Source organism: Pseudomonas sp. PS01299, from assembly GCF_029960145.1.
Lineage (GTDB): Bacteria > Pseudomonadota > Gammaproteobacteria > Pseudomonadales > Pseudomonadaceae > Aquipseudomonas > Aquipseudomonas putida_A.
The window spans coordinates 22,236-39,887 of record NZ_JASCPO010000035.1 but is presented as its reverse complement, the minus strand read 5'-3'; the positions used below and the strand labels follow the sequence as shown (position 1 = coordinate 39,887).

At 61.3% G+C, this 17,652-nt stretch carries 23 protein-coding genes; 5 read left to right on the top strand and 18 right to left on the bottom strand.

Features of this window, described 5'->3' with window-relative positions:
* Window positions 1-104 precede the first annotated feature (104 nt).
* From QMX91_RS09325 to QMX91_RS09280, 10 genes are all read right to left on the bottom strand, one after another.
* Window positions 105-428: a DUF3392 domain-containing protein gene (locus QMX91_RS09325; RefSeq protein WP_003229134.1), complete on the bottom strand. Its 324-nt coding sequence runs from the start codon at window positions 426-428 to the stop codon at window positions 105-107.
* A gap of 28 nt (window positions 429-456) precedes the next feature.
* Window positions 457-1,662, bottom strand: a complete 1,206-nt coding sequence (gene hemW / locus QMX91_RS09320) for a radical SAM family heme chaperone HemW (RefSeq protein ID WP_262415487.1) — start codon at window positions 1,660-1,662, stop codon at window positions 457-459.
* Entirely contained in the window at window positions 1,659-2,255 is a 597-nt protein-coding gene (rdgB, locus tag QMX91_RS09315) for an RdgB/HAM1 family non-canonical purine NTP pyrophosphatase (RefSeq protein WP_096795762.1), read from the bottom strand. The genes hemW and rdgB overlap by 4 nt, the downstream gene beginning before the upstream one ends.
* A complete protein-coding gene (locus QMX91_RS09310) occupies window positions 2,252-2,686 on the bottom strand; it encodes a DUF4426 domain-containing protein (RefSeq protein ID WP_027610575.1) in 435 nt (144 codons plus the stop codon). Before QMX91_RS09310 ends, rdgB begins: the two co-directional genes overlap by 4 nt.
* A gap of 26 nt (window positions 2,687-2,712) precedes the next feature.
* A complete protein-coding gene (gene metW, locus QMX91_RS09305; protein ID WP_003229126.1) occupies window positions 2,713-3,333 on the bottom strand; it encodes a methionine biosynthesis protein MetW in 621 nt (206 codons plus the stop codon).
* A 7-nt stretch (window positions 3,334-3,340) separates the two neighbouring features.
* Complete coding sequence (locus tag QMX91_RS09300; RefSeq protein WP_134784873.1) at window positions 3,341-4,480, bottom strand: homoserine O-acetyltransferase; 1,140 nt, start codon at window positions 4,478-4,480, stop codon at window positions 3,341-3,343.
* A gap of 228 nt (window positions 4,481-4,708) precedes the next feature.
* Complete coding sequence (locus tag QMX91_RS09295) at window positions 4,709-5,005, bottom strand: DUF167 domain-containing protein (protein WP_135296759.1); 297 nt, start codon at window positions 5,003-5,005, stop codon at window positions 4,709-4,711.
* The gene (locus QMX91_RS09290; RefSeq protein WP_027610578.1) at window positions 5,002-5,592 is read right to left on the bottom strand and encodes a YggT family protein; all 591 of its coding nucleotides are present in this window, start codon (window positions 5,590-5,592) and stop codon (window positions 5,002-5,004) included. The genes QMX91_RS09295 and QMX91_RS09290 overlap by 4 nt, the downstream gene beginning before the upstream one ends.
* A gap of 10 nt (window positions 5,593-5,602) precedes the next feature.
* Entirely contained in the window at window positions 5,603-6,421 is an 819-nt protein-coding gene (proC, locus tag QMX91_RS09285; RefSeq protein WP_282412595.1) for a pyrroline-5-carboxylate reductase, read from the bottom strand.
* A 28-nt stretch (window positions 6,422-6,449) separates the two neighbouring features.
* Window positions 6,450-7,136 (bottom strand): YggS family pyridoxal phosphate-dependent enzyme, encoded by a 687-nt coding sequence (locus QMX91_RS09280; protein ID WP_223006964.1) that lies wholly within the window; start codon window positions 7,134-7,136, stop codon window positions 6,450-6,452.
* Window positions 7,137-7,192: 56 nt separating this feature from the next.
* On the opposite strand from QMX91_RS09280, the gene QMX91_RS09275 reads away from it, so the two are divergent.
* Window positions 7,193-8,227: a PilT/PilU family type 4a pilus ATPase gene (locus tag QMX91_RS09275; RefSeq protein ID WP_003229114.1), complete on the top strand. Its 1,035-nt coding sequence runs from the start codon at window positions 7,193-7,195 to the stop codon at window positions 8,225-8,227.
* 132 nt (window positions 8,228-8,359) lie between these two features.
* Here the strand turns inward: QMX91_RS09275 and QMX91_RS09270 are convergent, their stop codons facing one another.
* Window positions 8,360-8,986, bottom strand: coding sequence for a C40 family peptidase (locus QMX91_RS09270; RefSeq protein ID WP_003229112.1), 627 nt, complete (start codon window positions 8,984-8,986; stop codon window positions 8,360-8,362).
* 248 nt (window positions 8,987-9,234) lie between these two features.
* Between QMX91_RS09270 and QMX91_RS09265 the strand changes: the two genes are divergently transcribed.
* Window positions 9,235-9,666 (top strand): TM2 domain-containing protein, encoded by a 432-nt coding sequence (locus QMX91_RS09265; protein ID WP_007964113.1) that lies wholly within the window; start codon window positions 9,235-9,237, stop codon window positions 9,664-9,666.
* A gap of 152 nt (window positions 9,667-9,818) precedes the next feature.
* Here QMX91_RS09265 and QMX91_RS09260 read toward each other — a convergent pair whose 3' ends face one another.
* The 7 genes from QMX91_RS09260 to gshB all read right to left on the bottom strand — a co-directional run bounded on the left by QMX91_RS09260 (window position 9,819) and on the right by gshB (window position 15,931).
* Entirely contained in the window at window positions 9,819-11,090 is a 1,272-nt protein-coding gene (locus QMX91_RS09260; RefSeq protein WP_098966064.1) for a dihydroorotase, read from the bottom strand.
* The gene (locus QMX91_RS09255; protein WP_282412594.1) at window positions 11,087-12,091 is read right to left on the bottom strand and encodes an aspartate carbamoyltransferase catalytic subunit; all 1,005 of its coding nucleotides are present in this window, start codon (window positions 12,089-12,091) and stop codon (window positions 11,087-11,089) included. The genes QMX91_RS09260 and QMX91_RS09255 overlap by 4 nt, the downstream gene beginning before the upstream one ends.
* A 28-nt stretch (window positions 12,092-12,119) precedes the next feature.
* Complete coding sequence (pyrR, locus tag QMX91_RS09250) at window positions 12,120-12,626, bottom strand: bifunctional pyr operon transcriptional regulator/uracil phosphoribosyltransferase PyrR (protein WP_282412593.1); 507 nt, start codon at window positions 12,624-12,626, stop codon at window positions 12,120-12,122.
* An 81-nt stretch (window positions 12,627-12,707) separates the two neighbouring features.
* Complete coding sequence (gene ruvX, locus QMX91_RS09245) at window positions 12,708-13,145, bottom strand: Holliday junction resolvase RuvX (protein ID WP_003229101.1); 438 nt, start codon at window positions 13,143-13,145, stop codon at window positions 12,708-12,710.
* Window positions 13,145-13,717: a YqgE/AlgH family protein gene (locus tag QMX91_RS09240; RefSeq protein WP_041063515.1), complete on the bottom strand. Its 573-nt coding sequence runs from the start codon at window positions 13,715-13,717 to the stop codon at window positions 13,145-13,147. Before QMX91_RS09240 ends, ruvX begins: the two co-directional genes overlap by 1 nt.
* A 235-nt stretch (window positions 13,718-13,952) precedes the next feature.
* Entirely contained in the window at window positions 13,953-14,852 is a 900-nt protein-coding gene (locus QMX91_RS09235; protein ID WP_007964106.1) for an energy transducer TonB, read from the bottom strand.
* 107 nt (window positions 14,853-14,959) lie between these two features.
* A complete protein-coding gene (gene gshB, locus QMX91_RS09230; RefSeq protein WP_095137531.1) occupies window positions 14,960-15,931 on the bottom strand; it encodes a glutathione synthase in 972 nt (323 codons plus the stop codon).
* Between the two features lie 225 nt (window positions 15,932-16,156).
* Between gshB and pilG the strand changes: the two genes are divergently transcribed.
* Genes pilG through QMX91_RS09215 form a run of 3 tightly spaced genes read left to right on the top strand, consistent with a single transcriptional unit; the run spans window position 16,157 to window position 17,537 of the window.
* Window positions 16,157-16,561 carry a twitching motility response regulator PilG gene (gene pilG, locus QMX91_RS09225; protein ID WP_003229093.1) on the top strand — a complete coding sequence of 135 codons (405 nt, stop codon included), beginning with the start codon at window positions 16,157-16,159 and terminating at the stop codon, window positions 16,559-16,561.
* A gap of 60 nt (window positions 16,562-16,621) precedes the next feature.
* Entirely contained in the window at window positions 16,622-16,987 is a 366-nt protein-coding gene (gene pilH, locus QMX91_RS09220) for a twitching motility response regulator PilH (RefSeq protein WP_025109154.1), read from the top strand.
* 10 nt (window positions 16,988-16,997) lie between these two features.
* Window positions 16,998-17,537: a chemotaxis protein CheW gene (locus QMX91_RS09215; protein WP_095137529.1), complete on the top strand. Its 540-nt coding sequence runs from the start codon at window positions 16,998-17,000 to the stop codon at window positions 17,535-17,537.
* Window positions 17,538-17,652: the final 115 nt, after the last annotated feature.

Below are 17,652 nucleotides of genomic sequence, written 5' to 3'. Positions count from 1 at the left end.
GGGCTTGCTCGCGAAAGCGGTGAACCATTCAACGTTGATGTTGACTGATATCACGCCTTCGCGAGCAAGCCCGCTCCCACAGTGGTTTTGGGGTATTTGCAGAATCAGCGGCGGTCAGCGACGACGCCGATAAGAACGAGCACCACCAGCAGCACCGGTGCCAGGCTGTAGTTGTTGAACTGGCTCAGGCCCTTGACCACCCACGGCGTGGCGTAGATCAGCGCGGCGCCGCTGCCGATCACGCACAGCAGGGCCATCAGCGGTACGCGCAGGGCGCCGGCGATGCTGCCCAGGCGTTGTTCGACCCAGCCTTTGAAGTCGGCGCCGAACAGCACCAGCAGGCAGCCCACCAGCGCCAGGGCGATTTCCGAGAGGTTGCTGCGGCTCCAGCGGGACACGGTGGCGAGCAGATCGAGTATCAAATCCATGCGGTTTTCCTTAGGGCGGCCGTGGGGCTCAGCTCAGAAATTTCTGCAGCAAGTCGTTGAGAAACAGTTGTCCGCGCTCGGTGGCCGCCAGACGTGACGGTTCGACCTGCATCAGGCCGCTTTGTTCGGCCTCGCGGCGGTGTTCGGCGAGACTTTCCAGTGGCAGGCCGGTGCGTTCGGGATACAGGCGTGATTCCACCCCGGCAGTCAGGCGCAGGGCGTTCATCAGGAACTCGAACGGCATCTCGTCGTTGGTCAGGACTTTCTCGCCGGCCTGGAAACTCTTGGCTGGGTTGAGATAGTCCTTCGGCAGGCGTGTCTTCCAGGTGCGGACGATGCGCCCGTCCGGATGACTGAGCTTGCCGTGGGCGCCAGCACCGATGCCGATGAAGTCGCCGAAACTCCAGTAATTGAGGTTGTGCCGCGCCGGCCGCCCGGGCTGGGCATAGGCCGAGACTTCGTATTGCGCGTAACCGTGCGCGGCGAGCAGCGCTTGCCCGGCTTCTTGAATGTCCCACAGCGTGTCGTCTTCCGGCAGCACCGGCGGCTGGTTCCAGAACACCGTGTTCGGCTCCAGTGTCAGCTGATACCAGGAGATGTGCGTCGGTTTCAGTTCGATGGCCTGACGCAGGTCGCTCAAGGCATCGTCCAGCGACTGATCGGGCAGGCCGTGCATCAAGTCGAGGTTGAAGTTGTCGAACCCGGCCTGGCGCGCCATTCCCGCCGCGCGCACCGCTTCGTCGCCGTTATGGATGCGCCCGAGGGCTTCGAGTTTCTGCTGCTGGAAGCTCTGGATGCCGATCGACAGGCGATTGATCCCGAGCTTGCGATACGCAACGAACTTCTCTTGCTCGAAGGTGCCGGGATTGGCTTCCAGGGTGATCTCGATGTCGTGGGCGAACGGGATGCGCTGCTCGACACCTTTGAGCAGGCGTCCGAGCGCTTCGGCGCTGAACAGGCTCGGCGTACCGCCACCGAAGAAGATCGAACTGATTTCACGGCCATACACCGCGTGCAGGTCCTGATCGAGATCGGCCAGCAACGCGTCGACGTATTCCTCTTCCGGCAGCACCGGGCTGGCGGTGTGCGAGTTGAAATCGCAATACGGACATTTGCGCACACACCACGGAATGTGGATGTACAGCGCCAGAGGCGGTAGCGTAGGCAGCGGCGCCCGAGGCGAAGAGGCGGCGCCGCCGATGATCAGCGACGACGCGGGGTGGCTGTGGGTCATTTCAGGCCCAGACGCTGGCGCAGCAGATCCATTGCACGGGCGCGGTGGCTGATCTGGTTCTTGTCGGCCGGGCTCAGTTCGGCGCTGGACACGTTACGTTCCGGCACCCAGAACAGCGGGTCGTAGCCGAAACCGTGCTCGCCGCTGGCGGCGGTCAGGATGCGCCCGTGCCACAGGCCTTCGCAGAGGATCGGCAGCGGATCATCGGCATGCCGCACCAGTGCCAGCACGCAGACGAACTGCGCGCCGCGCTCGGCTTGCGGCACGTCTTTGAGGGCCTCGAGCAGTTTGGCGTTGTTCGCCGCATCGCCCTTGCCGTCGGCATAGCGCGCCGAGTAGATGCCCGGTGCACCGCCGAGGAAATCCACCGCCAGACCGGAATCGTCGGCCAGCGCCGGCAGGCCGGAGATGCGCGCGGCATTGCGCGCCTTGAGGATCGCGTTCTCGACGAACGACAGACCGGTTTCCTCCGGTTCGACCTTGCTCCATTCGCCGATCGAGCGCAGTTGCACCGAGTCGCCGAGCATGGCCTGGAGTTCCTTGAGTTTGCCGGCGTTATGGCTGGCCAGTACGAGTTGCGTGAGGTTCATCATTCGCCGGGAAAGAGTTCTTGGTTGAAGTTGATGGTGTTGATCTTGTCACCGTTCTGCACCTTGATTTCAAAGGTGCGGGTTTCCTGCTGCTCCACCGGGTACTGGGCGATGTAGTAGATCGCGCCCTGTTCGGTGACCTGGCGGAAGTTCAGCGGCACGCTCTGGCTGGTCAGGTCTTTGACCGTGCCGGTGACGTTGGCGATCAGCGGTTTGCCGTCCTTGATCACCGAGACATTGATCACGCCCTGGTTCTTGCTGCGGATCAGCTCGGCTGCTTTGGCGATGTCGGGTGTCAGGAAGGTCGAGTTGAAGGTGTTGTAGTGCACGGTAACGTCGCCGAACACTTCCTTGCGTTCGCCCTTGATGGCATCGGCGGCCACCGCCGACAGACTCAGGCAGGCGGCCAATAGCACAGTAATCAAGCGACCCATGATCGTTCTCCTCGAAATGTCGTGGTTCAGACCGCGACCCGATGATCTGCAAGCACCGGGCTGCTGACGCGGTAGATACCAATCTCACCTAACAGATTAGGCCATAGCTTACTGGCCCACCCGTGGCGGTGCTGTTGATCCACGGCAAGCCGATCAATGACCTTCGCGTCACGTTCGCGACAAAGTTCTTCAAAGTCTTCGAAGGTGCAGAAGTGAATGTTCGGCGTGTTGTACCAGGTGTACGGCAGAAATTCCGACACCGGCATCCGGCCCTTGCTCGCCAGGTACCAGCGGCAGCGCCAGTGCCCGAAGTTGGGGAAGGTGATGATGCACTGACGACCGACCCGCAGCATTTCGTCGAGGATCTTGTCCGGGTAATGCACGGCTTGCAGGGCCTGGGTCATGACGACGATGTCGAAACTGTTGCTGGCGAAGTTGCCCAGCCCCTTGTCCAGGTCCTGCTCGATGACGTTGATGCCCTTGGCCACGCACTCGGCGATGTTGTCGGCGTCGTTTTCCAGGCCATAACCGGTGACGTTCTTGTTGTCGCGCAGCCAGGTCAGCAACTCGCCGTCGCCGCAACCGAGGTCGAGCACGCGGCTGCCAGCGGGGATCCATTCCTGGATGATTTCCAGATCAGCTCTCATGGCTTGTTCACACCGTAATTCGGTTCATGTAATTGCCGAACGCCTGCAAATAGCGCGGGATCGGAATCAGGAAGGCGTCGTGGCCCTGTGGCGCGTCGATTTCCAGATAGCTGACGTCTTTGCGTGCCGCCATCAGCGCGTCCACCAGCTCCCGCGAGCGGGCCGGGGAGAAGCGCCAGTCGGTGGTGAACGACATCACGCAGAACTTGGCGGTGGCGTTTTCGAAAGTTTTCGCCAGGTTATCGTCGAAGTTCGCCGCCGGATCGAAGTAGTCCAGTGCCTTGGTCATCAACAGGTAAGTGTTGGCATCGAAACGCCCGGAGAATTCTTCACCCTGATAGCGCAGGTAGCTTTCGACCTGGAACTCGACGCTGTGGAAGTCGTAGTTGAGCTTTTCGCTCTTCAGGCCGCGGCCGAATTTCTCGCCCATCGAGTCGTCGGACAGGTAGGTGATGTGTCCGACCATCCGCGCCAGCATCAGCCCGCGCTTGGGGATCACCCCTTGTTCCTGGAACGAACCACCGTGGAACTCCGGGTCGGTAAGGATCGCCTGGCGCGCCACTTCGTTGAAGGCGATATTCTGCGCCGACAGCTTGGGGGCCGAGGCGATGGCCAGGCAGTGGCGCACGCGCTCCGGGTAGGTGATGGTCCATTGCAACGCCTGCATGCCGCCGAGGCTGCCGCCGATCACGGCGGCGAACTGGCGGATGCCGAGCCGATCGGCCAGACGCGCCTGACTGTGCACCCAGTCTTCGACGGTGAGCACCGGGAAATCTGCGCCGAATGGCTTGCCGGTCTCCGGGTTGATACTGCTCGGGCCGGTGGAGCCGTTGCAGCCGCCCAGATTGTTCAGGCTGACCACGAAGAACTTATTGGTGTCGATCGGTTTGCCGGGGCCGATGCAGCTGTCCCACCAACCGGGCTTGCGGTCGTCGGGGCTGTGATAGCCGGCAGCGTGATGATGACCAGACAAGGCGTGGCAGATCAGCACGGCGTTGCTCGCTTGCGCGTTCAGCGTGCCGTAGGTTTCGTAGATCAGGTCGTAGGCGGGCAGCGAACGGCCACAGGCCAGAGCCAGAGGTTCACTGAAGTGCGCCGTTTGCGGCGTCACCAGACCAACAGAATCGGGGGGAAAGGCAGCTGGCATCGACCCTGCTCTCGTTGAAATGAGGCGTAAGTCTAAAGACCGGGGGGGTTAGCGGCAAGCGGCCCTCACCCTAGCCCTCTCCCAGAGGTAGAGGGGACCGACCGAGGTGTTCTTTTGAGCTACACCGACCTGATCTATCCGGGCTGAACTCAGTTTCTGAAAACACCCTGGATCGGCTCCCTCTCCAGGGGGAGAGGGCTGGGGTGAGGGGTACAGACGCCGCAAAACTCAAGACAAGCGCCCAAACAACCCTGGCAACTCCGGCAGCTTCTTCGGCGCACAGATCTTCACCCGTTTCTGCCGGTTCAACTCGCCACTGAGCAAACTGACCTGACTCTTGGACACCCCAAACGCTTTGGCCAGAAAGCCCATCAGATACGCATTGGCCTTGCCCTCGACCGGCGGCGCGGTGAGGCGGATCTTCAGGCGGTCACCGTGCAGCCCGGCGAAATCATCGCTGCGGGCTGCCGGTTGCAGATGACATTCGAGGATCAGATCGTCGCCGTCCCAGCGAAACCAGCTCACATCAGCAGGCGCAGGATTTCCGGCATCATGGTCATTGCCGCCAGATTGTTGATCACCAGCATGTCGATCAGCTTCAGCGCCAGGAAGGCGAAAATCGGCGACAGGTCCAGACCGCCGAGGTTCGGCAGAATCTTGCGGAACGGTGCCAGCGCCGGCTCGCAGATCTGGTTCACCAGTTCAGCGCCCGGGTTGTGGCTGCCCGGGGCGACCCACGACAGGATCACGCTGATGATCAGGGCGAAGAAGAAGATCTTCAGGAACAGCGCGGTGACGCCGATGATCGACCAGATGAACAGTTGCAGCGGGTTGCCGGTGGTGCCGTAGGTCAGCAGCAGGGTCAGGGCCATCAGGGCCAGTTGCACCAGAATCGCCAGCACCAGCGAAGACATGTCGAGGCCGAAGATGCTCGGGATGATCCGGCGCAGCGGCTTGAGCAGCGGCTGGGTAGCCTTGACCACGAACTGGCACAGCGGGTTGTAGAAGTTTGCGCGCACCAGTTGCAGGACGAAGCGCAGCAGCACGATCAGCAGGTACAGACTGCCGAGGGTTTGCAGCACGTAAACCGCTGCAGTGTTCAATCCAATCATGTAAGGCTCCTTATTTGCCCAGTTGTTCGGCCATTTCGGCCGAGCGGTGCGCGGCGGCGCCGAGTGCTTTTTCTACCAGGGCTTCGAAGCCATTAGCCTGGAATGATTTGATCGCGGCCTCTGTGGTGCCATTTGGCGAGGTCACGCGGCGGCGCAGCTCAGCAGCGTCGATATCGCTGGATACCGCCATGTGCGCGGCGCCCAAGGCAGTCTGCACAGTCAGTTGCTCGGCGATTTCCTTTGGCAGGCCGAGTTTGACGCCAGCGGCGGTCATCGCTTCGATCAGCAGGAAGAAATACGCCGGGCCGGAACCGGAGACGGCGGTCACCGCATCGAGTTGCTGCTCTTCGTTCAACCACAGCGCGATGCCCACGGCGGACAGCAGCTCTTCAGCCTGCTGACGCTGTTCGGCAGTCACTTCGCTGGTGGCGTACAGGCCGCTGACGCCCTGACGCAGCAGCGCCGGGGTGTTGGGCATGCAGCGCACGATCGGCTGCTCGCCGAGCCATGCGGTCATGCTCGCGCAAGTGATGCCGGCGGCGATCGACACCACCAGTTGCTGCGGTTTCAGACTTGGGCGGATGGCTTCGCACACGGCTTTCATCGCCTGTGGCTTGACCGCCAGTACGATCACGTCGACGCCGTCGATGGCCTGGGCGTTATCGGCGAAGGTTTCGATGCCGTGTTCGGCGCTGACGCGTTGGCGGGTCTCTTCGCCCGGATCGCTGGCGCGAATCTGGCTGGCTTGCAGACCCTTGGCCCGCAGGCCGCCGATCAGGCTGGCGGCCATGTTGCCGGCACCGATAAAGGCAATGCGTGTGTTGCTCATGTCAGGTCCTTTTTCAGATGGCTGTCGGTCATTGCTGACCGTAATCTCTGGCGCCAAACAGGGCGGTACCGATCCGCACCCAGGTGGCGCCTTGAGCGATGGCTGACTCGAGGTCGTGGCTCATGCCCATGGAAAGTGTGTCGAGCGGCAGATTCAGGCTGGCCTGCAAACGTTGCACGGCAGCAAAAGCGGCATCTTGTTCGGCGCGATCTTCGGTCGGCTCGGGAATCGCCATCAGCCCGCGCAGTTTCAGCCGGGGCAGGGCGCTGATGGCCTCGGCCAGCGCCGGTAGGTCGGCCGGGGTGCAGCCGGACTTGCTGGCCTCACCACTGACGTTGACCTGAATGCAGATGTTCAGCGGCGGCAGCTCGGTCGGGCGCTGCTCGGACAGGCGTTGGGCGATTTTCAGGCGATCCACGGAGTGCACCCAGTCGAAATGCTCGGCGATGGCGCGAGTCTTGTTCGATTGAATGGGGCCGATGAAGTGCCAGATCAAGGGCAGGTCGGCCAGTTCGAGCTGTTTGCCCAAGGCTTCCTGCAGATAGTTCTCGCCGAAGTCACGCAGGCCGGCGGCGTAGGCTTCACGCAGGGCCTGCGCCGGTTTGGTCTTGCTCACGGCCAGCAACTGGATGCTGTGTTCATCGCGGTTTGCAGCTTTGGCCGCTGCCTGGATACGCGAACTAACCTGAAGAATGTTGTCTGCTATCGTGGACATCAAGAGGCGCCGGCGGTCTGAAGGTTCGCGGCATTCTACTGGAATTGAGGGACGCTATGGATATCACTGAACTGCTGGCGTTCAGCGCCAAACAGGGCGCTTCCGACCTGCACCTGTCGGCCGGTCTGCCGCCGATGATCCGCGTCGATGGCGATGTGCGGCGGATCAATCTGCCGGCGCTGGATCACAAACAAGTGCACGAATTGATCTACGACATCATGAACGACACCCAGCGGGTCGACTTCGAGAAACACCTCGAAACGGATTTCTCGTTCGAAGTCCCAGGCGTGGCGCGCTTTCGGGTCAATGCGTTCAATCAGAACCGGGGCGCCGGCGCGGTGTTTCGCACCATTCCCTCGAAAGTGCTGAGCATGGAAGACCTCGGCATGGGCGATGTCTTTCGCAAGATCACCGATGCGCCGCGCGGGCTGGTGCTGGTGACCGGGCCGACCGGGTCCGGCAAATCCACCACGTTGGCGGCGATGATCGATTACCTCAACACCCATCGTCACCACCACATCCTCACCATCGAAGACCCGATCGAATTCGTCCACGAATCGCGCAAGTGCCTGATCAATCAGCGCGAAGTCCATCGCGATACCCGCAGCTTCGCCACGGCGCTGCGCTCGGCACTGCGCGAAGACCCGGACGTGATTCTGGTTGGCGAGATGCGCGACCTGGAAACCATTCGCCTCGCACTGACTGCCGCTGAGACCGGGCATCTGGTGTTCGGCACGCTGCACACGACGTCCGCCGCCAAGACCATCGACCGTGTTGTCGATGTGTTCCCCGGGGACGAGAAGTCCATGGTCCGCTCGATGCTTTCGGAGTCGTTGCTGGCCGTGGTGTCGCAGACGCTGATCAAGAAGATCGGCGGCGGACGGGTGGCGGCGCACGAGATCATGCTGGGAACGTCGGCGATCCGGAACCTGATCCGCGAGGACAAGGTGGCGCAGATGTATTCGGCGATTCAGACCGGAGGATCGTTGGGGATGCAGACACTCGACATGTGCCTGAAGGAACTGGTGACCAAGGGCTTGATCAGCCGCGAGCATGCGCGGGAGAAGGCGCGTACGCCGGATAATTTTTAAGAGAGGCTTGTGTTGCTTTCACTGGCCTCTTCGCGAGCAAGCCCGCTCCCACATTCGAATGCATTCCAATGTGGGAGCGGGCTTGCTCGCGAAGGGGTCAGTACTGCTTGAGCAGATTCCGGATCAGTCGACTCAGCGTTGAACCACGCGCATCTGTTTGCCAGCCGGTTCTTTCGGCAGCACACGCTTGGCAACCACGTAATGCTGTTCCCAGTACGGCTTGTTCAGCGTATCGATGCTCACCGCTTTGCCACGGCGCGGGGCGTGGATGAAGCGGTCGTTGCCCAGGTAGATGGCAACGTGGTTGACCCGACGGCTCTTGATGTTGAAGAAAATCAGGTCGCCCGGCTTCAGATCCTTGCGTTCGACTTTCTCGCCATGCCCGCTGGCCATCGCGTTGGAGGTGCGTGGCAGGTCGAACGTGGCGTCGTTGAACGCATATTTCACCAGACCACTGCAGTCGAAGCCTTTACTTGGGCTGCTGCCGCCCCAACGGTAGGGAGTACCGAGGACGTTCACCGCACGGCTCAGGACGTTGCTGCTTTCCTTGTTGGCCATCGGTGGAACCAGCTTGCCGTGATTCTTGCTGGCGAGCGTGGTGTGTTTCGTTTGTTTGCTGCTCTTGCTCGAAGGAGCCGAAGCATGGGATTTAGGGGTGAAACCGTTAACGTTGGGAAGACGTTGCTCACGATTGGTGGCGTGGGCGGCCAGTGGCATTAATAGGCAAATAGTTAGCCATGTCTTGAAAAATGGTCGCATTAGGCGTGGCTCTTATGTGTTAGCGCGCAACTTTATAACAGCTTTTTTGTCCCTTCCGAGGCCGTTGGTCGATTCCATCGGAGGGCAACGGAACCAAACAAGCGGCAAACGGACGCAATTGTCGGACAGAAGTCCGGTGCTATAAGGCTTTGACGGACGACACGGTAACATTTGCCGTACGTCGGCTACATGTAAAAAAGTCACAAAGAATTAAAGAAAATTTATCTATCGAGTGAATCGAGGTCTTCATGAACCGCTATCAGCAGGTTGCTGCACCGCAGGATACGCACAGCAAAATCATCGGTTATCTGCTGTGGATTTTTGGTTTCACCGGCGCTCACCGCTTCTATTACGGCAAGCCGGTGACCGGGACGATCTGGTTCTTCACCTTCGGTCTGCTGGGCATTGGCTGGCTGATCGACGTGTTCCTGATCCCGGCAATGGATCGCGAGGCGGATCTGCGCTTCACCGCAGGGCCGATCGAATATAACGTGGCGTGGATTCTGCTGACGTTCCTGGGCGTTTTCGGCGTGCACCGGATGTACCAGGGCAAGTGGATCAGCGGGTTGCTGTATCTGCTGACCGGCGGGTTGTTCTTTATTGGTGTGCTGTATGACTTCTGGACACTGAATGATCAGGTCTCGGTGCGTAACGCGCAGAATCGCGGCGCCTTTCAGTAACCTGTGGCGAGGGGATTTATCCCCGATGGGGCGCGTAGCGGCCCTAAAACATTCAACCGCGGAGGAACTGAATCACCGCGGTTGTAGATTGAGGGCTGCTGCGCAGCCCATCGGGGATAAATCCCCTCGCCACAATGTCCCTCAGCAGCCGGTTACGCCTGGTGACTGATCCGCCCATCCACCAAGGTGTAGCGAACCACCCCCGGCAGGGTGTGACCAAGGAACGGGCAGTTCTCGCCCTTCGACAGCCAGCCTTCACCGGCCACGGTGGACGCTTTCGGATCGAACAGCACGATATCCGCCGCACCGCCCACCGCCAGTTTGCCCGCCGGCAGACGCAGCGCGTCCGCAGGCCCGGCACTCAGGCGCGCCAGCAGGGTCGGCAGATCCAGCAAACCATCCTCAACCAGCGTCATCGCCAGCGGCAGCAGCAACTCCACACTGCTGATGCCCGGCTCGGTCGCGCCGAACGGTGCCAGTTTGGCGTCGCGTTCGTGCGGCTGGTGATGGCTGGAGATCGCCGAAATCACCCCGGACTTCACCGCTTCACGCAGGCCGTCGCGGTCGGCGCGGGTGCGCAGCGGCGGTTGCACGTGATACAGGCTGCTGAAGTCGATCAGCGCTTCATCGGTGAGGATCAACTGATACAGCGCGACATCCGCCGTCACCTTCAAACCACGGGCCTGCGCCTGAGCGATCAGGGCCACGCCGCGCGCGCTGGTCAGTTGGCTGAAGTGCGCGCGCACGCCGGTCTGCTCGACCAGCAGCAGATCGCGAGCCAGAGCCACGGTCTCAGCGGTTTCCGGAATCCCCGGCAGACCGAGGAAACTGGCCACCGCGCCTTCATGGGCCAGACCGCCATCCGCCAGATCGTGATCCTGCGAATTGAAAATCACTGTCAGGTCGAAGGTCGCCGCGTATTCCAGCGCCCGGCACAGGGTGCGGGTGTTGCGGAAACTCTCCAGACCGTTGCCGAACGCCACACAACCGGCGTCGCGCAGCGCCACCAGTTCGGCCAGTTGCTCGCCGTCCAGGCCTTTGCTCAGTGCGCCAATCGGGAACACTTTGGTGTTGCCGGCCTCACGGGCGCGGTCGAGGATCAGTTCGGCCACGGCCGAGGTGTCGAGCACCGGTTTGGTCTTCGGCGGGCAGCACAGACTGGTCACGCCGCCGGCCGCCGCTGCGCGGGTTTCGCTGGCGATGCTGCCTTTGCGGCTGTAGCCCGGCTCGCGCAGAGCCACGTTAAGGTCGACCAGGCCCGGTGCTGCAACCAGACCGCTGGCGTCGATGGTTTCCACAGCGGTGAAACCGGCCGGTGCGGCGCCGAGGGCGACGATCTTGCAGGCTTCAACGTGGATGTCGGTGATTTGATCCAGGCCGCTGCTTGGATCGATGACGCGGGCGCCGAGAATGCTGAGCTTCACTGGGCGTTCTCCTGCTCGAATTGACGTTGCGCTGTTTGCCCGCTCATGGCCATCGACAGCACGGCCATGCGGATGGCGATGCCGTAGGTGACTTGATTGAGGATCACCGAATGCGGGCCGTCGGCCACCGCCGACTCGATCTCTACCCCACGGTTGATCGGCCCTGGGTGCATGACGATGCAATCGGGTTTGGCCCCGGCCAGACGCGCGGTGGTCAGGCCGAACAGGCGGTAGAACTCGCCTTCGCTCGGCAGCAGGCCGCCGGTCATGCGCTCGCGCTGCAGGCGCAGCATGATCACCACGTCGACGTCTTTCAGGCCTTCGTTCATGTCGGTGTAGACCTTGACGCCGTAATGCTCGATGCCGATCGGCAGCAGAGTCTTCGGCGCGATCACGCGGATGTCCGGGCAACCGAGGGTCTTCAGGGCGAGCATGTTCGAACGCGCCACCCGCGAGTGCAGGATGTCGCCGACGATCGCCACCGAGAGGTTTTCGAAACCGCCCTTGTGCCGACGGATGGTGAGCATGTCGAGCATGCCCTGGGTCGGGTGCGCGTGACGGCCGTCGCCGCCGTTGATGATTGCCACCTGCGGGCAGACGTGTTCGGCGATGAAGTGTGCGGCGCCGGAGTCACCGTGGCGCACCACGAACATGTCGGCGGCCATCGCTTCGAGATTGCGCAGGGTGTCGAGCAGGGTTTCACCTTTGCTGGCCGACGAGGTCGACACGTTCAGGGTGATCACGTCCGCCGACAGCCGCTGGGCCGCCAGTTCGAAGGTGGTGCGGGTGCGGGTGGAGTTTTCGAAGAACACGTTGCACACGGTCTTGCCGCGCAGCAACGGGACCTTCTTCACCGCCCGGGCACCGACTTCGAGGAACGAGTCGGCAGTGTCGAGGATTTCCGTCAGCAACTCGCGGCGCAGGCCATCGAGCGAGAGGAAGTGGCGCAGCTGGCCCTGATCATTGAGCTGCAGCGGGCGCTTGGTATCTAGAGGCGTCATCGCGAGGGGGACTCTCAATAAGGGCGGGTTAGGAATTCAGGTCTTGCAGTTCGAGCGTCAGCGGCTCCGGGCCGGACAGCTTGACCCGCTCATTGGCGGCCAGCGACAGGGTCGCACCCACCACGTTCGGGCGGATCGGCAGTTCGCCAGCGTCCAGGTCGAGCAGGCAGACCAGGGTCACGCTGGCCGGGCGGCCGTAGTCGAACAGTTCGTTCATGGCGGCGCGGATGGTCCGGCCGCTCATCAGTACGTCATCGATCAGCACCAAATGCTGGCCTTCGATCTCGAAGGGCAGGGCCGAGGGGCGCACTTGCGGGTGCAGGCCGTTCTGGCTGAAGTCGTCGCGGTAGAAGGAAACATCCAGCGTGCCCAACGGTGCGTCGCTGGCCAACTCCTTGAGCAGGGCCTGCGCGACCCAGATGCCGCCGGTGCGGATGCCGATGTAACGCGGTTCGCTGATATCACGCTGTGCAAGGTGCGACTTGAGGCGGGTCGCCATCTGGCTGATCAGATCGGCGGGATTGGGCAGGCTCATGGTTGCTCCTTCGTGATTCCGAGCCGCGTCCTGCCGGACGTGGCTGGGTTTATAACCAAAAGAAAAGCGCCGAAGCGCTTGTCAGGATTCAAACAATGCAGTGTTTTCATCGAGCCAGCCCTGCAGCAGCAGAGCGGCGGCGATGGCGTCCACCGGGTTGTCGCGGTAACTGCCTTTCTGCCCGCCGCGCACCAGTCGCTCACCCTTGGCCTCAAAGGTGGTCAGGCGTTCGTCGTGGGTATAGAAGGGCACATTGAAACGGCCATTGAGACGCCGGGCGAATTTCTCCGCGCGCAGGCACATCTCGCTGGGCGTACCGTCCATGTTCAGCGGCAGGCCGACCACCACGGCGTCGGGTTTCCATTCCTTGAACAGCGCTTCGACCTGATTCCAGTCGGGCACGCCGTTCTGCGCTTTCAGGGTGCACAGCTCGCGGGCCTGGCCGGTAATCACCTGGCCGACCGCAACGCCGATCTGTTTGGTGCCGTAGTCGAAGCCGAGAATCAGGCGCAGGGCCATCAGGCGTGCCCCGCCTGACTGGTCAGCAGGCTGAGGTTGATCCCCAGATGCCGTGCCGCCGCTTCCAGACGCAGCTCGCTGCTGGTGTTGAACAGGATGTCGGCGTCGTACGGGCAGGTCAGCCAGGCGTTGTCGGCCAGCTCGGCCTCCAGTTGCCCGGCTTCCCAACCGGCATAACCAAGGGTGATTACGCTTTTCGCCGGGCCTACGCCGTCGGCGATGGCGAACAGCACGTCCTGCGAGGTGGACAGCGCCAGATCACCGTCCAGTTCGACGGTGGCCTGAAAGGTCTTGCCCGACGGGTGCAGGACGAAACCGCGATCGGTCTGCACCGGGCCGCCAATGAAGATCGGCACATGCTGGCACAGCGCTGGCGGATCGATGTCCGGGCGTAATTGCTCGAGAATGTCAGCCAGATTCAGCTCTTGCGGTCGATTGACCACCAGCCCCATGGCGCCATTGGCCGTGTGCTCGACGATGTAGGTCAAGGTGTGGGCAAAGTTCGGGTCGGCCATGTGTGGCATGGCGATCAGGAAGTGATGCTTGAGGTAGCTGGGGCTGACGTTTTTCATGAGCGATAGTGTGGCGTCGTAGGGGCAAACTGACAAGCTGACGATCAGAGAACAACGCAGATCCATTGTTGAAGCTGAACCTTTGTGGTGAGGGGATTTATCCCCGATGGGGCGCGAAGCGGCCCTGAATCCATTGACGTGATATGCCTGACATACCGCGCATGCTGGTTTTGCGACTGCTTCGCAGCCGATCGGGGATAAATCCCCTCACCACAAAAAAACTGTATGCCGGCGGTCAGTTGCTGGAAAGCTTGTCGCCCCGGGCGAATTTCCAGGTGCGGATGATTTCCAGTCGGTCGATATCCGACAGATCGCCGGTAAACGGTGCAAACGGTGCCGCCAGCCGGACGATGCGCTGCGCCGCCTGATCCAGCAGCGGCTGGCCGGAGGATTCCAGCACCAGCACTTCATACAGCGAGCCGTCGCGGTTGATCGAAACCATCAGGCGCAGGTTGCCGTAAATCTGCTTGCGCCGCGCTTCTTCCGGGTAATTGAGGTTGCCGATGCGCTCGACCTTCTTGCGCCAGTCGTCCTTGTACCAGGCGCCCTTGTCGCGCATGGTCGAGGCGGCGCTCAAGCGGTGAATCCGCGGGCGCTTGGCGTACAACTGTTGTTCGTTGGCCAGTTCCGCTTCGAGGCTGGCGATGTCGCTGGACAACTGCGAGCTGTCGAATGTCGGCGCGTTGACCGCGGGTTTGGTCTCGGTTTTGGTTTCTTCTTTCTTGGTCGGCGCCTTTTGCTGTTTCGGCGCCACGGTGGTCACCGCAGCCTTGGGCGCCGCTTCGCGTACTTCCGGTTTGGCGGCCGGGGGCGGGGTGACCTTCTTGACCTGATTGTCCTGGAACGGCGCGACCTCGGTGGTCTTGGGAATCGCCTTCTTGTCGAGGGTGCCGCTGCCTTCCTGGTTTTCCTGAGCGAGGAAGTCAGCCTTTTTCGGCTTGGTTTCGCTCTTGAAGGTGGCGAGGGTGATTTCCAGGGTTTTGCTGATCTGCTTGGGCTCGACCATGGTGAAGCCAACGCCAAGCAGCAGCGCCAAATGAATCAGCGCCGCGAGAAACAGGGTAAATCCGAGGCGATCGGCCGGGCGCACGCCACGGTGGGCGAGTTCTGCGGGCAGATCGGACGGGAGGGTCATGACAAGAAAACCAACATCGCGTTTTTCAGAGGCTGCGCATGATAACGCAATGTTGGTTTCGCGCCTTGGGCTTCACGCTTCAAGCGACAAGCTGCATGTGACACACGTCAAGCTTGCGGCTTTTTGCCGGCGGCTTGCAGCTTCTTGTCGATGGCATCCATCAGCATGCCGCCGATGTCGGTACCGAAAGCATTGTCGATCTCGCGGATGCAGGTCGGGCTGGTGACGTTGATTTCGGTGAGGTTTTCGCCGATCACATCGAGGCCAACGAACAGCAGGCCTTTCTCGCGCAGAGTCGGGCCGACTTGCGCGGCAATCCAGCGATCCTTGTCAGTCAGCGGCCGCGCTTCACCACGACCACCGGCCGCGAGGTTGCCACGGGTTTCGCCTTGAGCCGGAATTCGCGCCAGGCAGTAATCCACCGGCTCGCCGTCGATCATCAGGATGCGCTTGTCACCGTCCTTGATCGCCGGCAGGTAGGCCTGGCCCATGATCTGCTGGTTGCCGAGGGCGGTCAGGGTTTCCAGAATCACCGACAGGTTCGGGTCGCCGGCGCGGTGGCGGAAAATCGAAGTGCCACCCATGCCGTCCAGCGGCTTGAGGATTACGTCGCCATGCTTGGCGGCGAATTCACGCAGCACATCGGCGCGGCGGCTGACGATGGTCGGCGGGGTGCACTGCGGGAACAGCGTGGCGAACAGTTTTTCGTTGCAGTCGCGCAGGCTCTGCGGTTTGTTGACTACCAGCACACCGGCGGTTTCAGCCTGTTCCAGCAGGTAGGTGGAGTAGACGAACTCCATGTCGAACGGTGGATCCTTGCGCATCAGGATCACGTCCAGATCACTCAGCAGGTTGTCCTGCTCGGCGTCCAGTTCGAACCATTTTTCCGGGTTGGCGAAGACTTTCAGCGGCTTCATGCGCGCCCGGGCCTGACCTTCGGCCTGATACAGGTCGCGCTGCTCCATGTAGAACAGTTCCCAGCCACGTTTCTGCGCGGCCAGCAGCATGGCCAGCGAGCTATCCTTTTTATAGGAAATGCTGGCGATAGGGTCCATGACAATCCCGACGCGAACGCTCATTGGGTTTTCCTCGAAAATTGGCTACCGGATCGGTATTGAAAAAGTGCCGCCAGAGTGGCGCCGGGCGGGTTTTCGGTCAAGGAAAAACCCGTCGATAGATTGCTTATGGAGACTGTGCTAAAAAGGCTGGCATAGCGTGCTGGCCCTTGAGCATCAAGGGTTTCCAGCCATTACTCATCGCAAAACGGACAATTTGATTCGCAAAGGCGACGGTAGAGCCCTCTTATGGAACAGCAGTCCAGCGCCTTGAAGGTCATGGTGATCGATGACTCGAAAACGATTCGTCGCACCGCCGAAACGCTGTTGAAAAATGTGGGCTGCGAAGTCATCACGGCGATCGACGGTTTCGACGCGTTGGCCAAGATCGCCGACCACCACCCCGGGATCATTTTTGTCGACATCATGATGCCGCGTCTGGATGGTTATCAGACCTGCGCTTTAATCAAGAACAACAGTGCGTTCAAGGCCACGCCGGTGATCATGCTGTCGTCGCGTGACGGGCTGTTCGACAAGGCCAAGGGGCGGATTGTCGGTTCTGATCAATTTTTGACCAAGCCTTTCAGCAAGGAAGAACTGCTCGACGCGATTCAGGCCCATGTTCCGGGCTTCGCCGCCGTTTTGCCGCAGTAAGACACGTACAGTGACGCTCGGCCAGCGGGCCGGGAGTCGACAAGAAAAATGGGGAAGACCATGGCACGTATCCTGATCGTCGATGATTCGCCGACTGAAATGTACAAACTCACCGGCATGCTGGAAAAGCACGGCCATGAAGTGCTCAAGGCCGAAAACGGCGCCGACGGCGTGGCCCTGGCCCGTCAGGAAAAGCCTGACGCGGTGTTGATGGACATCGTCATGCCCGGCCTCAACGGCTTCCAGGCCACCCGGCAACTGACCAAGGATGCCGAGACCAGCCATATACCGGTGATCATCATCACCACCAAGGATCAGGAAACCGACAAGGTTTGGGGCACGCGCCAGGGCGCGAAGGATTACCTGACCAAACCGGTCGAAGAAGACATGCTGATCAAGACCCTGAACAACGTGCTGGCCGGTTGATCGCGCGGCCATGAACCAGTCGCTGACCGCGTTCGAGCTGCTGTGGCAGATCGACCAGCGCTGCCGCCTGTTGGCGGCGGACCTGCCGTCGCAGCCCGGCCGTCAGGATCGCTGGAGCGGCATCGGCTTTCGCCTTGGCGAGCATTGGTACGTGACGCCGATGGGCGAAGTCAGCGAAGTGCTGCACGAACCGCGCTGCACTCAGTTGCCCGGGGTCAAGCCGTGGGTCAAAGGGGTGGCTAACCTGCGTGGGCGCTTGCTGCCGATCATGGACCTGTGCGGCTTTTTCGGTCACGAGCTGTCGCCGTTGCGCAAACAGCGGCGTGTGTTGGTGGTGGAGCACAACGACGTCTTCGCCGGGCTGCTGGTGGATGAGGTGTTCGGTTTGCAGCATTTCGCGCAGGACAGCTTCGAACCGATCTCGATCAGCAAACGCCAGGGTTCCAAGGCCGAGTTCGTCAAAGGCTATTTCCGGCGTGAGCAGAACTGGCGGGTGTTCAGCCTGTTTGCGCTGGCCAAATCGCCGGTGTTCATGAGCGTCGCGATATAGCCGAAGCACCAGATATCTATGGGGTGGGGGTTTGCGGCGAGGGGATTTATCCCCGATGGTTGGCTAAGCCAACCCAAAACCTGCATTCGCGATGTGCCAGATACAACTCAGTGTT